Genomic DNA, 14,303 nt, shown 5'->3' with positions numbered 1-14,303 from the left:
TCCACCCCCGCAACGGCGCTACGCGCCCGTAGCTCAGCTGGATAGAGCGCTGCCCTCCGGAGGCAGAGGTCTCAGGTTCGAATCCTGTCGGGCGCGCCATTTAAACCCGGCGCTTGAGCTGCGGTGGTTCGTGAAATACCACGATACCGCGTGAACAGATTTACAGTGGTGGCTATAGCTCAGTTGGTAGAGCCCTGGATTGTGATTCCAGTTGTCGTGGGTTCGAGTCCCATTAGCCACCCCATTATTTTGCAGTACAAGTTTCGTGGAATGCGAAGGTGGCGGAATTGGTAGACGCGCTAGCTTCAGGTGTTAGTGTCCTTAGGATGTGGGGGTTCGAGTCCCCCCCCTCGCACCACAACTTAGATTGAACGAAAAATTCAAAAAGCAGTAAAACGGCGAGTAGCGCAGCTTGGTAGCGCAACTGGTTTGGGACCAGTGGGTCGGAGGTTCGAATCCTCTCTCGCCGACCAATTTTGAACCCCGCGTAAGCGGGGTTTTTTGTTTTTGTCTTTCCTGCCACTTCTTCTACATTTCGCGCCTTTCCATTCTCTTTTTTGCCTGTGTTGCTCCTGAACGACAATATGCATCTGCTGTGTCGTTTAACGGTGACATGCAACTTGCTGATTTTAAATGACTATAGTAATTAGCCTGCTATTTGTCGCTATGCGGCGACACATTGGATTTTGGGAAAGGCAGCTAAGGCGTGGTGTCGGGGCAAGAAATGCTGAATTTGCTGATATTTTAAAAGGTTGCGCTCTGTAACATTAGTTAATGCAGTTATGGCACGATATGTGCAATAATCCACGCGTAGATGCTCATTCCATCTCTTATGTTCGCCTACAGGCCTCATAAACTCAGGAATGATGCAGAGCCGTTTACGGTGCTTATCGTCCACAGACAGATGTCGCTTCGGCCTCATCAAACACCATGGACATAACGTTGAGTGAAGCACCCATTTAGTTGTCAAAGACCTGTTTTAACGCCTGCCTGAATATTCTGGCAGGCGTTTTTTTATGTCGTAACACTCTATGCTTCGAGTTGCAGGTGCTTTAGCTTTCCTGCAACTCGAATCAAGTGTGTTAGTGAGGCGGGTTATTTTGCAGCGTCAATAACAAACCGTCACGGCGCATGGTGGCGGCTTCATCCGGTTGATGCAGGCGATCGAGACAGTCGGCGAGCCAGGCATAGTCAAACGCGTCGGCGCGCTGTTTCAACGCCGCACGAAACGCAAGGCAAGCTTCCTGCCATTCACCGTGCTTCATCAACGATTGCCCCAGCGTACTCCATAGCAGTGGGCGATCGCCCTGCGTTTTGATTTGCTGGCGCAGGACTTTTTCGATCTGCTCCGGATTATTGGTTTTCAGACGAGGGATGACCAATACCAGGCGATCGTCGTATTGGCGCTTCAGGCCATCAAGAACGATCTCCTGTGCGGTATCGTGATCGTCGCACTCAATTAAGTGTTCGGCCATGGCCACCTGCAATACCACTTGCTGGCGGGTTTTGCGGCTCTGGTTTTTCCACCAGGTTTTCAGCCCCTCGCTGCCTTGATCGGCACGCGCTTGATCCATCATGCCGATCCACGCCTGTTGCTGCAGAAGATCGCGATGTTCATCGTCGCCAACGTTGGCTTTCGCCATCGACGGGATGATATCTACCAGCGACGTCCACGCGCCGGTACGGATATAAGCCTGCTCTGCCAGACGCAATACCTCAGGATGGCGAGGCGTGATTTCCAGTAACTTGTCCACGCCATGACGTGCGGCGTGGTTTTCGTTTCGCGCCAGTTGCAGACGTACGCGCGTGATTTCCACCGGAATCGGATCTTTTTCCGCCAACTCTGCGGCGCGTTCCAGATGCTGATTCGCGCGGACTTCATCGCCACGTTGCTGCGCCGCTTCCGCCGCCAGCAGATAGTTAACTACGGGTTGCTCCGCGTGGTCGGCATTCTTCGACATCAGCTTTTCAACCTGCTGATAATCGCCTTCCGCCAGTTTCAGTAGCGCCTGCTCTGTCTGTTTACGGGCGCGACGGCGTTTGCGGCCAACGAACCAGCCGCGGGTATGCGAACCGGTACGGAAAATGCGGCGCAGCACCCATTCAAGAGCGAAGATAACCACTAACGCCAGCACCAGAATAATGACCAGCCCGGTGACGCTGGTTTCAACGTTGTAGTTATCGGTCTGGATCAGCACGTATCCCTGATGCCCGGCGAGCATAGGGCCAAGCACGATCCCGGCGATCAGCAGTGCAAAGAGCAATAACACTTTTAACATGGTTACTCTCCTTGTGCTGCGTCGGCGGCGGCAGGTGCCTGTTCAGACGCTACGGCTGGCTGGGCCATCAGATTGCGTACACGTGTCTGCATCAGCTTTTCAAGAATTGGCTGGCTTTGCAGTGATTCCGGCAAATCCATGGCAATGGTTTGCTGGCTCAGCTTGTCCACTTCCTCGAGAAACGCTTTGGTCGCGGCATCATCGGTATCGTAGTAGGCCCGCACCCAAGTGGAGACGTTATCCAGCGCTTGTTTGTACGTCTCTTCCTGGTGACGCGGAACGGCTTGCGCGGCAACCAGCAGGCGCGAACGGATATTCTCACGCAGATAGATATCCTGATTCGGCGCGAGCAGCGGCACGGCTGTTTCATCACGGCGACGAATGGTAATAAAGCTGTCCATAAAGTTCTGCCAGCTTTTTTGCAGGTTTACCCGCCATTCGCTGATGGAGCCGGACAGCTCGCTGCTGTCCGCATCCATCGGGGTATCATCATCGTTATTATCCGCCAGACGCAGGTTATCAATCTGGTTGGAAAGCTGATTTAACTTCAGAATGGCGCCGTCGTAGTCCACCTGGGTGATAGCGGAAAGGCTGGCGATATCGTCAGTAATCGCGCGGCGGGCGGTAATAAGACTCGGATCGTTCATATCCGCCAGGCTGGCATCGGCGCTTTTCAGCAGTGCCGCCGCGGTGGTGACGTCCTGATCGCTCCACAGTTTGCGACCGGCCAGTTTCACAAGAAAATCAGCCTGAGCCAGTTGCCAGGTTTTGGCGTCAGAACCGGAAATGGTTGCCACTTTCTGCTGCACTTCATTCAGTTCTTTTGCCAGCACGTCGTTCTGGTGTTTGGCCGCTGCAAGCTCGCTGGATTGCTGCTTGATTACGCCTTCCAGCTCCGCACGGTGCTTATCCTGCGACTGTTGTAACGCAATAATCTGGTCGGCGAGTTCGCCATTGTTGGTGTTTAGGGTTGCCGTCTGCTGTTTTACCCAGCCATAAAGCCCTGCGCCAGATGCCAGTGCAATCGCGATGGCGATCGCGCTGAGTGCAAGGCTGGTCCTGTTAGCGCGTGCGTTTTTCTCTGCTTTCTCCGGCGGCGGCGTTGCGCCGTCAGCCGCTTTGGTCTCTTCAACCTCGGCGGAGGAGTGTTGTTGTTCCGTCATTATGGCTTCCCATTATGAGAGTTATTGTAATGCGCGAAGCAGCGCATCGTTGTCGGCATTGTCAGCGACCTGAATATCCTGCCAGCCCAGATCCCGGGCGAGGTGCGCCAGACGTTCGCTTACCACGACCAGGTGGCAGCGAAGTAACCAGTTCTCCCGATACCAGGGAGGAATAAGTGAATACAGTTGTTGCATCATTTCGCCGCTGGTGACCACAAGCGTGGTCACACCGCGTGTATGCCAGCGCATCGCCTCTTCCGCGCCATCATAAAATTTCGCGCTGCGTTGATAGCACTCGCAAAACTCCACTTCAGCACCGCGCGCCGCCAGCGTTTCCGCCAGCACTTCTCGCCCGCCGTTACCCCGTAAGATTAGTGCATGCTTGCCCTGAACACTTTGCAATTCAGGTAATTGTAGCAACACTTCACTGATTTCCCGATCAAAGGGATAGCGCACGTCAATCCCGCTGACGGTGTGCAGTGCCAGCGCGGTGGTGCGACCAATCGCGAAATAATGTGGTTCGTTCGGAAAGCCCAGGCCGTGTTGTTGCAGGTGCGCGTGAGCGAATGAAACGGCATGTTGCGACAGCGCAAACACCATGTCGTCTGCGGTTAAGGCGGCAAGCCGGGCGGGGAGCGAACTCAACTCACGGCCCGGTGTAAATTCGATCAACGGAAAGCTCCAGGCCTCCAGCCCCAGTGTGCGCAGTCGGCTCACTAATTCTTCCCCTGCGGGGGACGGGCGGGTGACCAGAATGCTCATGCGGGGGCGTCTCCGTTATAAATTTCGGCCAGAATGGCGCGTGCGCCATTATCCAGTAACTCTTCCGCCAGCGAGATACCAAGCTGCTCGGCATCCTCCAGGCGGCCACGACGTTCGCCGCGAACCATAATGGAACCGTCTGGCGCGCCAACCAACCCACGCAGCCAGATTCCGCCATCAATCAGTTCAGCATAGCTGCCAATTGGCACCTGGCAGCCGCCTTCAAGACGCGTATTCATGGCGCGTTCAGCTTTCACGCGAACGGCGGTGTCGTTGTGGTTTAGCGGCGCGAGCAGGGCGCGAGTACGCGTATCGTCCAGGCGACATTCGACACCCACCGCACCTTGGCCAACAGCAGGTAGCGAGGTTTCCGGCGGTAGCGCGGTGCGCACACGAGAACCTAGTCCAAGGCGGTTAAGACCGGCAACGGCGAGAATAATCGCGTCATATTCACCGTTATCCAGCTTGCTAAGACGTGTACCGACGTTCCCGCGCAGGGAGCGGATAACCAGGTCCGGGCGATGCTCAGCCAACTGACACTGGCGGCGCAAGCTGGATGTGCCGACAATGCTGCCAGCGGGCAATTCGTCGAGCGAGTTATAGCGATTTGATACAAAAGCGTCGCGTGGATCGTCGCGCTCACAGATGGTCACCAGACCAAGCCCTTGTGGGAAATCGACCGGTACATCCTTCATTGAATGCACGGCGATGTCGGCACGGTTTTCAAGCAGAGCCAGTTCGAGTTCTTTGACAAACAGGCCTTTACCGCCCACTTTTGCCAATGGTGTATCGAGGATCACATCTCCGCGAGTGACCATCGGCACCAGTTCAACCGTAAGCCCCGGGTGGCTCGCTTCAAGGCGTTCCTTAACGTATTGTGCCTGCCAGAGCGCAAGAGGGCTTTGCCGTGTGGCAATTCTTAAAACATTGTCTAACATGCTTGTTACCGTCGTTATCGTCCGTTGACCATCCTAACATTGTTGCATTAGGGTGTCAGTGCTCGCGGTAGATTGCATGGGTGCGAGAAGGCAATACCTCTGCAATGCAGGCGCAATCGGGCTGTAATTCGGACTTTACAGAGAGTGTTTGCTGCTACACTGGTTTGTAGCGCATCTTTCTTTACGGTCAATGAGCAAGGTGTTAAATTGATCACGTTTTAGACCATTTTTTCGTCGCTACCCCTATAAAGATAAGGACGGAAAAAGGTGACGGCTATTTTGGATTTTCTGTAAACATCAGGCGATATGTCTTGTACCTCTATATTGAGACTCTGAAACAGAGACTGGATGCCATCAATCAATTGCGTGTGGATCGCGCGCTTGCTGCCATGGGGCCTGCTTTCCAGCAGGTTTACAGTCTGCTGCCTACATTGTTGCATTACCACCATCCGCTGATGCCGGGCTACCTTGAAGGTAACGTTCCCCAGGGCATTTGCTTTTACACGCCTGATGAAAACCAACTTCACTACCTGAACGAACTCGAACTGCACCGTGGCATGCCGTCGCAGGTTTCGCCAAAAGGCGAGCTGCCGATCACCGGCGTCTATTCTATGGGCAGTACCTCATCGGTTGGGCAAAGCTGTTCCTCGGATCTCGATATTTGGGTCTGTCATCAATCCTGGCTTGATAATGAAGAGCGCCAGCTGTTGCAGCGTAAATGCAGCCTGCTGGAAAGTTGGGCGGCCTCGCTCGGCGTTGAAGTGAGCTTCTTCCTGATTGATGAAAACCGTTTCCGCCACAATGAAAGTGGCAGCCTCGGCGGTGAAGACTGCGGTTCTACGCAGCATATCCTGTTGCTTGACGAATTTTACCGCACCGCCGTACGCCTGGCCGGTAAACGTATTCTATGGAATATGGTGCCGGGAGACGAAGAAGAGCATTACGACGATTACGTCATGACGCTCTATGCACAAGGTGTTTTAACGCCAAACGAATGGCTGGATCTGGGAGGCCTAAGCTCCCTTTCGGCGGAAGAGTATTTCGGTGCCAGTCTGTGGCAGCTATATAAAAGCATCGACTCCCCGTACAAAGCGGTGTTGAAAACGCTGCTACTGGAAGCCTATTCCTGGGAGTATCCCAACACGCGTCTGTTGGCGAAAGATATCAAACAGCGTCTGCACGATGGCGAAATTGTCTCGTTTGGTCTCGATCACTACTGCATGATGCTGGAACGTGTAACGGAGTATCTGGTTGCGATTGAAGACACCGCGCGTCTCGATCTTGCTCGTCGATGTTTCTATTTAAAAGTGTGCGAGAAACTGAGTCGCGAGCGCGCCTGCGTTGGCTGGCGTCGTGAAGTGATTTCGCAACTGGTGAAAGAGTGGGGCTGGGATGATGCGCGTGTAGCAATGCTGGATAACCGCGCGAACTGGAAAATCGATCAGGTTCGCGAAGCGCACAACGAACTGCTCGACGCGATGATGCAGAGTTACCGCAACCTGATTCGCTTTGCGCGCCGTAACAATCTGAGCGTTTCTGCCAGCCCGCAAGATATCGGCGTATTAACCCGTAAGCTGTACGCGGCGTTTGAAGCGCTGCCGGGTAAAGTGACGCTGGTGAACCCGCAAATTTCACCGGATCTCTCCGAACCGAATTTAACCTTTATCCATGTGCCGCCGGGCCGCGCCAACCGTACGGGCTGGTATCTTTACAACCGCGCGCCAAATATGGATTCGATCGTTAGCCACCAGCCGCTGGAATATAACCGCTACCTTAATAAGCTGGTTGCCTGGGCGTGGTTTAACGGTCTGCTGACGTCGCGTACGCACCTGTTTATTAAAGGTAACGGCATTGTTGATCTGCCGAAGTTGCAGGAGATGGTGGCGGATGTTTCCCATCACTTCCCGCTGCGGCTGCCTGCGCCGACGCCAAAAGCGCTCTACAGTCCTTGCGAAATCCGTCACCTGGCGATCATCGTTAACCTGGAGTACGACCCAACTGCGGCGTTCCGTAACCAGGTGGTGCATTTTGATTTCCGCAAACTCGATGTGTTCAGCTTTGGCGAGCAGCAAAATTGCCTCGTCGGTAGCGTAGATTTGCTCTATCGCAACTCGTGGAATGAAGTCAGAACTCTGCATTTCAACGGCGAGCAGGCGATGATCGAAGCGCTGAAAACCATCCTGGGTAAAATGCATCAGGATGCCGCGCCGCCGGATAGCGTCGAAGTGTTCTGCTATAGCCAGCATTTACGCGGCCTTATTCGCACGCGTGTACAACAGCTGGTGTCAGAATGTATTGAACTACGCCTCTCCAGTACGCGCCAGGAAACCGGGCGTTTCAAAGCGTTGCGTGTTGCCGGTCAAACCTGGGGGCTGTTCTTTGAACGTCTGAATGTCTCTGTGCAGAAGCTGGAAAACGCGATTGAGTTTTACGGCGCGATTTCTCACAACAAGCTGCATGGCCTTTCGGTGCAGGTGGAAACCAATCACGTTGAATTACCTGCTGTAGTGGATGGTTTTGCCAGCGAAGGGATTATTCAATTCTTCTTTGAAGAGACCGGCGAAGAGGGCTTTAACATCTATATTCTGGATGAGAGCAATCGCGCGGAAGTCTATCACCACTGCGAAGGCAGCAAAGAAGAGCTGGTGCGCGATGTCAGCCGTTTCTATTCTTCATCTCACGATCGCTTTACTTACGGTTCGAGCTTTATCAACTTTAACTTGCCGCAGTTCTACCAGATTGTGAATGTTGAAGGGCGTGCGCAGGTGATTCCGTTCCGTAATCAGGCAATCAGCACCGCGACACCGGCAAATCAGGATAACGACGCGCCGTTGCTGCAGCAGTACTTCTCCTAAGCAGTTTGCCCGGCGTTTCTCCGGGCAATAAATTTCAGCGGAAACTGACTGTTTCTCCCGCCTGATGGCTCGCCGCCTGTTCCAGCAGATCCCAGAACGTTTCACCGCTGCGATCGCATATCCATTCGTCATCTTTCAGGTCAAAATGGTAGCCGCCTTGCTTGGTTGCCAGCCAGACCTGGTGTAGCGGTTCCTGACGGTTAATAATGATTTTGCTGCCGTTTTCAAAGCTGATGGTCAGCACGCCGCCGTTGATTTCGCAGTCGATATCACTGTCGCCGTCCCAGTCATCCAGGCGTTCTTCGATGGTCAGCCACAGGCCGTCGGCGAGGCGATGAAATTCACTGTCGTTCATTCTCTTATCCCGTTTTTTATGATGGCAGCAGTATAACGCGAAACATTTCCCGATGCCCTAAACGCGCAAACTCTTGCTTTTGTGTCTTCTCCTGCGATGATAGAAAGCAGAAAGAACGAACTTACAGGCAACTTATAATGAAAGATGTGTTTCGCACGCTGGCCGTACTGCTGACTCTGTTTAGCCTGACGGGCTGTGGTCTGAAAGGCCCACTCTATTTCCCGCCCGCAGATAAAAGCGCGCCGCCGCCAACCAAAACGCAAACCAGCACGATTCAGCCGACCACGCCGGATAAAAACGATCGTGGCGATGATGGCTCGCCGACGCAGGTGAATTACTGACGTTACCGTTCTGTATCCGCGCAAATGGAGTAGATGATGCAGTTCTCAAAAATGCATGGCCTTGGCAACGATTTTATGGTCGTCGACGCGGTAACGCAGAATGTCTTTTTTTCCCCGGAGCTGATCCGTCGTCTGGCGGATCGCCATCTTGGCGTAGGGTTCGACCAGTTGCTGGTGGTTGAGCCTCCCTACGATCCTGAACTTGATTTTCACTATCGGATCTTTAACGCCGATGGCAGCGAAGTGTCGCAGTGCGGCAATGGCGCGCGCTGCTTCGCCCGTTTTGTTCGCCTGAAAGGGTTGACCAATAAACGTGATATCCGCGTCAGTACGGCGAACGGTCGTATGGTATTGAGCGTAACGGAAGATGAGTTAGTGCGCGTGAACATGGGCGAGCCGAACTTCGAACCATCGCAGGTGCCGTTTCGCGCGAACAAAACGGAAAAGACCTATATTATGCGCGTGGCAGAGCAAACAATATTGTGCGGCGTTGTCTCGATGGGCAACCCGCACTGCGTGATTCAGGTGGATGACGTTAATACCGCCCCCGTTGAAACGCTGGGGCCGGTTCTGGAAAGCCACGAACGTTTTCCTGAACGTGCGAACATCGGCTTTATGCAAGTCGTTAAACCGGACAACATTCGCCTGCGCGTTTATGAGCGCGGTGCCGGGGAAACCCAGGCCTGCGGCAGCGGTGCTTGCGCGGCTGTCGCTGTTGGTATTTCGCAGGGGCTGCTGGCGGAAAATGTTCGCGTGGAGTTACCAGGCGGTCGACTTGATATCGCATGGAAAGGCCCGGGCCAACCACTGTATATGACTGGCCCGGCGACACATGTCTACGACGGGTTTATTCAGTTATGAAGCAGCCAGGGGAAGAACTACAGGACACATTTACACAGCTGGATGACCGCGAGGTCATTGATTATCTGCTGCGTAACCCTGATTTCTTTATCCGCAATGCGCGGCTGGTGGAACAGATGCGCGTACCGCATGCGGTGCGCGACACGGTTTCGCTGGTGGAATGGCACATGGCGCGTTCGCGCAATCACATCAATGCGCTGGAAGAGAACATGACGCTGTTGATGGAGCAGGCCAGCGTTAACGAAGGTCTGTTCTATCGCCTGCTGCGTTTGCAGGGGCGGCTCGCATCAGCGCCGAGCCTCGACGAGTTGCTCAACCGTTTCCATCGCTGGGCGCGTGACTTAGGGCTGGCTGGCGCCACTATCCGCCTGTTTCCCGATCGCTGGCGCCTTGGCGCGCCGTCGAAGTTTACCCATCTGGCGCTCTCCCGGCAGGCGTTTGAACCGCTGCGCATTCAGCGTCTTGGCCAGCAGCATCACTATCTTGGGCCGCTCAACGGGCCGGAGTTGCTGCTGCTGTTGCCAGAAGCAAAAGCGATAGGTTCCGTCGCGATGTCGCTCATGGGGCAGGATGGTTCACTGGGCGTTGTGTTATTCAGCAGCCGTGATGTTCATCATTATCAACAGGGACAAGGCACCCAGTTGCTGGAAGAGATCGCGCAGATGTTGCCGGATCTGCTGGAGCGCTGGATTGAGCGCGTATGACCGATTCTCCGCTGTTTTCGTTCGTCACCCGTTTTCTGCGCTACCTTAGCGTTGAACGCCAGCTCAGCCCTATCACACTTTTAAATTATCAGCGTCAGCTTGATGCCATTATTGCTTTGACCGAAGAAACCGGTCTGAAAAGCTGGCAACAATGTGACGCTGCGATGGTGCGTACCATTGCCGTGCGCAGCCGACGCAAAGGGCTGGGCGCCGCGAGTCTGGCGCTACGGCTTTCGGCGCTGCGCAGTTTCTTTGACTGGATGGTCAGCCAGGGTGAGTTGCCCGCTAACCCGGCGAAAGGCATTTCCACGCCAAAAGCGCCACGACATTTGCCGAAAAACATCGACGTTGATGATGTTAATCGGCTGCTGGATATCGATCTTAATGATCCGCTCGCCGTGCGCGATCGCGCGATGCTTGAAGTGATGTATGGCGCGGGTCTGCGTTTGTCTGAACTGGTGAATCTGGATATTAAGCATCTGGATCTGGAAAGTGGCGAAGTGTGGGTGCTGGGTAAAGGCAGCAAAGAACGCCGTTTGCCGATTGGCCGCAACGCGGTTGCCTGGATTGAGCACTGGCTTGATTTACGCGGTTTGTTTGGCGCACAAGACGATGCGCTGTTTCTGTCGAAGCTTGGCAAACGCATCTCGGCGCGCAATGTGCAAAAGCGCTTCGCTGAATGGGGTATTAAGCAAGGGTTGAACAGCCACGTGCATCCACATAAGCTGCGCCACTCTTTCGCCACCCATATGCTCGAGTCGAGCGGCGATCTGCGCGGCGTACAGGAACTGCTCGGTCATGCCAATTTGTCCACCACTCAGATATATACTCATCTTGATTTTCAACATCTTGCTTCGGTATACGATGCGGCGCACCCGCGCGCCAAACGGGGGAAATAATGCGTTTTTACCGCCCATTAGGTCAGATCTCCGCGATCACCTTCGACCTGGACGACACCCTTTACGACAACCGGCTGGTTATCCAGCGAACAGAACAGGAAGCGCTGGCGTTTGTGCAGCGTTATCACCCGGCGTTAAACAACCTGGAAAACAAAGAATTCCATCGTCTGCGCCAGTCGCTGCGGGAAACCGAACCAGATATTTACCACGATGTCACCGAGTGGCGGCGGCGCGCCGTTGAACGCGCGATGCTGGATGCTGGTCTGACAGCAGAAGAAGCGGCTGCCGGTGCGAATGCCGCGATGGTCAATTTTGCCAAATGGCGCAGCCGCATTGATGTGCCGGAGGAAACCCACGACACACTGACGAAGCTCGCCAAAAAATGGCCGCTGGTGGCGATCACCAACGGTAACGCGCAGCCGGAGTTGTTCGGCCTGGGCGACTACTTTGAATTCGTGTTGCGTGCCGGGCCGGATGGTCGCTCAAAACCGTTTAGCGATATGTATCACCTGGCGGCTGAGCGTCTCGGCGTGGCGATTGGCGATATCTTGCATGTGGGCGATGATCTGACCACTGACGTTGCCGGGGCGGTTCGCTGCGGCATGCAGGCCTGTTGGATCAAGCCGGAAGGCGCAGATCTGCTGCAAGCCAGCGACAGCCGGTTACTGCCGCATGTGGAAATTTCGCGGTTGGCATCCCTCACTACGCTGATATAATCACCAGCTGTTCTGTATAAATTCCCAGTAATATTTCGCGGCGGTGCCAATGGACGTTTCTTATCTGCTCGACAGCCTCAATGACAAACAGCGCGACGCCGTAGCCGCCGAGCGCAGCAATATGCTGGTGCTGGCAGGGGCGGGGAGCGGTAAGACGCGCGTTCTGGTACACCGTATCGCCTGGCTGATGACCGTGGAAAACTGCTCGCCATACTCGATTATGGCGGTGACTTTCACCAACAAAGCGGCGGCGGAAATGCGTCATCGCATCGGCCAGTTGATGGGCACTTCGCAGGGCGGGATGTGGGTTGGCACGTTCCACGGCCTCGCGCACCGTTTGCTGCGCGCGCACCATATGGACGCCAATCTTCCGCAGGATTTCCAGATTCTGGATAGTGAAGATCAGCTGCGTTTGCTCAAACGCCTGATCAAAGCGATGAACCTTGACGAGAAGCAATGGCCGCCTCGCCAGGCGATGTGGTACATCAACGGCCAGAAAGACGAAGGCATTCGTCCGCACCATATTCAAAGTTTCGGTAACCCGGTGGAACAAACCTGGCAGAAGGTTTACCAGGCCTACCAGGAAGCCTGCGATCGCGCCGGGCTGGTGGATTTCGCCGAGCTGCTGCTGCGCGCCCATGAGTTGTGGCTCAACAAGCCGCATATTTTGCAGCACTACCGCGAACGTTTTACCAATATCCTGGTGGACGAATTCCAGGATACCAACAACATTCAATACGCGTGGATCCGCCTGCTGGCGGGCGATACCGGCAAAGTGATGATCGTTGGTGACGATGACCAGTCCATTTACGGCTGGCGCGGTGCGCAGGTGGAAAATATCCAGCGCTTCCTGAAGGACTTTCCCGGCGCGCAGACGATTCGTCTGGAACAGAACTACCGTTCGACCAGCAATATCCTGAGCGCGGCGAACGCCCTGATTGAGAACAACAACGGGCGTCTGGGTAAAAAGCTGTGGACCGATGGCGTCGACGGTGAGTTGATTTCACTCTACTGCGCCTTTAACGAGCTGGATGAAGCGCGTTATGTCGTCAATCGCATTAAAGCCTGGCAGGATAACGGCGGGCAACTGACGCAATGCGCCATTCTTTATCGCAGCAACGCCCAGTCGCGCGTGCTGGAAGAGGCGCTGCTGCAAGCCAGCATGCCGTACCGGATTTATGGCGGTATGCGCTTCTTCGAACGTCAGGAAATTAAAGATGCGCTCTCCTACCTGCGCCTGATCGCCAACCGCAATGATGACGCCGCCTTTGAGCGCGTGGTCAATACGCCAACGCGCGGCATCGGCGACCGTACGCTGGACGTGGTGCGCCAAACCTCGCGCGATCGCCAGTTGACGTTATGGCAAGCGACGCGCGAGTTATTACAAGAGAAAGCGCTGGCGGGCCGTGCGGCGAGCGCGCTGCAACGTTTCCTCGAACTGATTGACGCGCTGGCACAGGAAACGGCGGATATGCCGCTGCATGTGCAAACCGACCGGGTGATCAGCGATTCCGGCCTGCGCATGATGTACGAGCAGGAAAAAGGCGAAAAGGGCCAGACGCGTATTGAGAACTTAGAGGAACTGGTTACCGCCACGCGCCAGTTCAGCTACAACGAAGAAGACGAAGATTTGATGCCGCTGCAGGCATTTCTCTCCCACGCCGCACTCGAAGCGGGTGAAGGGCAAGCAGATACCTGGCAAGATGCCGTGCAGTTAATGACGCTGCACTCGGCGAAAGGTCTGGAGTTCCCGCAGGTGTTTATTGTCGGCATGGAAGAGGGCATGTTCCCCAGCCAAATGTCACTGGATGAAGGCGGGCGGCTGGAAGAGGAGCGCCGTCTGGCATATGTCGGTGTGACGCGCGCCATGCAAAAACTGACCTTAACCTATGCGGAAACGCGCCGCCTGTATGGCAAAGAGGTGTATCACCGCCCGTCGCGCTTTATTGGCGAGCTGCCGGAAGAGTGTGTGGAAGAGGTGCGTCTGCGTGCCAGCATCAGCCGACCGGTTAGTCATCAGCGCATGGGTACGCCGGTTGCGCAGAGCGACACTGGCTTTAAACTTGGTCAGCGCGTCCGCCACGCCAAATTTGGCGAAGGCACGGTGGTAAATATGGAGGGCAGCGGCGAGCACAGCCGTTTACAGGTAGCTTTCCAGGGGCAGGGTATTAAATGGTTGGTGGCGGCTTACGCCAAGCTCGAAACTGTGTAACTTTCAGAAAAGTATCATTATTTTGTAATATTCTGCTAGCCTTATACGCTGAAGGGCAAATATTGCTCTTTAGCGTTTCGTTGCGTGTTGACGCCTTCTGAGTGCTGGCGTAACATGCGCGCACGATCACGCTAAGAGGACATTCGCCTTGGACACACCCAGTAGATACTGGCTCAATTTCCTGGTTTTCAGGAACAACTCCTAAGGCTATCTCCTCA

13 protein-coding genes and 4 tRNA genes are annotated in these 14,303 nt (G+C 54.8%); 12 read left to right on the top strand and 5 right to left on the bottom strand.

The window, feature by feature from the left end:
* Positions 1 to 22: 22 nt before the first annotated feature.
* The 4 genes from ACFX4O_RS22575 to ACFX4O_RS22560 all read left to right on the top strand — a co-directional run bounded on the left by ACFX4O_RS22575 (position 23) and on the right by ACFX4O_RS22560 (position 473).
* Positions 23 to 99: transfer RNA gene (locus ACFX4O_RS22575), tRNA-Arg, on the top strand.
* Between the two features lie 69 nt (positions 100 to 168).
* Positions 169 to 244, top strand: a tRNA-His gene (locus tag ACFX4O_RS22570).
* Positions 245 to 272: 28 nt separating this feature from the next.
* Positions 273 to 358, top strand: a tRNA-Leu gene (locus ACFX4O_RS22565).
* A 38-nt stretch (positions 359 to 396) separates the two neighbouring features.
* A tRNA-Pro gene (locus ACFX4O_RS22560) sits at positions 397 to 473 on the top strand.
* A 609-nt stretch (positions 474 to 1,082) separates the two neighbouring features.
* Here ACFX4O_RS22560 and hemY read toward each other — a convergent pair.
* From hemY to hemC, 4 genes are read right to left on the bottom strand one after another with little or no spacing between them, the layout of a single operon-like run.
* Entirely contained in the window at positions 1,083 to 2,279 is a 1,197-nt protein-coding gene (gene hemY, locus ACFX4O_RS22555; protein ID WP_131412642.1) for a protoheme IX biogenesis protein HemY, read from the bottom strand.
* A gap of 2 nt (positions 2,280 to 2,281) precedes the next feature.
* A complete protein-coding gene (hemX, locus tag ACFX4O_RS22550; RefSeq protein WP_380211370.1) occupies positions 2,282 to 3,442 on the bottom strand; it encodes a uroporphyrinogen-III C-methyltransferase in 1,161 nt (386 codons plus the stop codon).
* Positions 3,443 to 3,463: 21 nt separating this feature from the next.
* Positions 3,464 to 4,204 (bottom strand): uroporphyrinogen-III synthase, encoded by a 741-nt coding sequence (gene hemD, locus ACFX4O_RS22545; protein WP_380211369.1) that lies wholly within the window; start codon positions 4,202 to 4,204, stop codon positions 3,464 to 3,466.
* Complete coding sequence (hemC, locus tag ACFX4O_RS22540) at positions 4,201 to 5,142, bottom strand: hydroxymethylbilane synthase (RefSeq protein ID WP_380211367.1); 942 nt, start codon at positions 5,140 to 5,142, stop codon at positions 4,201 to 4,203. Before hemC ends, hemD begins: the two co-directional genes overlap by 4 nt.
* A gap of 311 nt (positions 5,143 to 5,453) precedes the next feature.
* Here hemC and cyaA point away from each other — a divergent pair, with 311 nt between their 5' ends.
* On the top strand, positions 5,454 to 7,997 hold the full coding sequence (gene cyaA, locus ACFX4O_RS22535; RefSeq protein WP_380211365.1) for a class I adenylate cyclase: 2,544 nt from the start codon (positions 5,454 to 5,456) through the stop codon (positions 7,995 to 7,997).
* Positions 7,998 to 8,031: 34 nt separating this feature from the next.
* On the opposite strand, the gene cyaY is transcribed toward cyaA, so the two are convergent.
* Complete coding sequence (gene cyaY, locus ACFX4O_RS22530; RefSeq protein ID WP_131412632.1) at positions 8,032 to 8,352, bottom strand: iron donor protein CyaY; 321 nt, start codon at positions 8,350 to 8,352, stop codon at positions 8,032 to 8,034.
* A gap of 137 nt (positions 8,353 to 8,489) precedes the next feature.
* On the opposite strand from cyaY, the gene ACFX4O_RS22525 reads away from it, so the two are divergent.
* The 7 genes from ACFX4O_RS22525 (at position 8,490) to ysgD (ending at position 14,290) form a co-directional block, all read left to right on the top strand.
* The gene (locus ACFX4O_RS22525) at positions 8,490 to 8,693 is read left to right on the top strand and encodes a lipoprotein (RefSeq protein WP_131412630.1); all 204 of its coding nucleotides are present in this window, start codon (positions 8,490 to 8,492) and stop codon (positions 8,691 to 8,693) included.
* Between the two features lie 36 nt (positions 8,694 to 8,729).
* On the top strand, positions 8,730 to 9,554 hold the full coding sequence (gene dapF / locus ACFX4O_RS22520) for a diaminopimelate epimerase (protein WP_380211399.1): 825 nt from the start codon (positions 8,730 to 8,732) through the stop codon (positions 9,552 to 9,554).
* A complete protein-coding gene (locus ACFX4O_RS22515; RefSeq protein WP_131412627.1) occupies positions 9,551 to 10,258 on the top strand; it encodes a DUF484 domain-containing protein in 708 nt (235 codons plus the stop codon). The genes dapF and ACFX4O_RS22515 overlap by 4 nt, the downstream gene beginning before the upstream one ends.
* Positions 10,255 to 11,157 (top strand): tyrosine recombinase XerC, encoded by a 903-nt coding sequence (gene xerC / locus ACFX4O_RS22510; protein WP_380211362.1) that lies wholly within the window; start codon positions 10,255 to 10,257, stop codon positions 11,155 to 11,157. Before ACFX4O_RS22515 ends, xerC begins: the two co-directional genes overlap by 4 nt.
* On the top strand, positions 11,157 to 11,873 hold the full coding sequence (gene yigB, locus ACFX4O_RS22505) for a 5-amino-6-(5-phospho-D-ribitylamino)uracil phosphatase YigB (protein WP_131412623.1): 717 nt from the start codon (positions 11,157 to 11,159) through the stop codon (positions 11,871 to 11,873). Before xerC ends, yigB begins: the two co-directional genes overlap by 1 nt.
* Positions 11,874 to 11,922: 49 nt before the next feature.
* Positions 11,923 to 14,085 carry a DNA helicase II gene (uvrD, locus tag ACFX4O_RS22500; protein WP_380211360.1) on the top strand — a complete coding sequence of 721 codons (2,163 nt, stop codon included), beginning with the start codon at positions 11,923 to 11,925 and terminating at the stop codon, positions 14,083 to 14,085.
* 148 nt (positions 14,086 to 14,233) lie between these two features.
* Entirely contained in the window at positions 14,234 to 14,290 is a 57-nt protein-coding gene (gene ysgD / locus ACFX4O_RS22495; protein ID WP_353609977.1) for a YsgD/CorL family protein, read from the top strand.
* Positions 14,291 to 14,303 lie beyond the last annotated feature (13 nt).

Origin of the sequence: Kosakonia sp. YIM B13571, from assembly GCF_042788095.1 — a bacterium.
Taxonomy (GTDB): domain Bacteria; phylum Pseudomonadota; class Gammaproteobacteria; order Enterobacterales; family Enterobacteriaceae; genus Kosakonia; species Kosakonia quasisacchari.
This window is presented reverse-complemented; position numbering and strand designations above follow the sequence as displayed.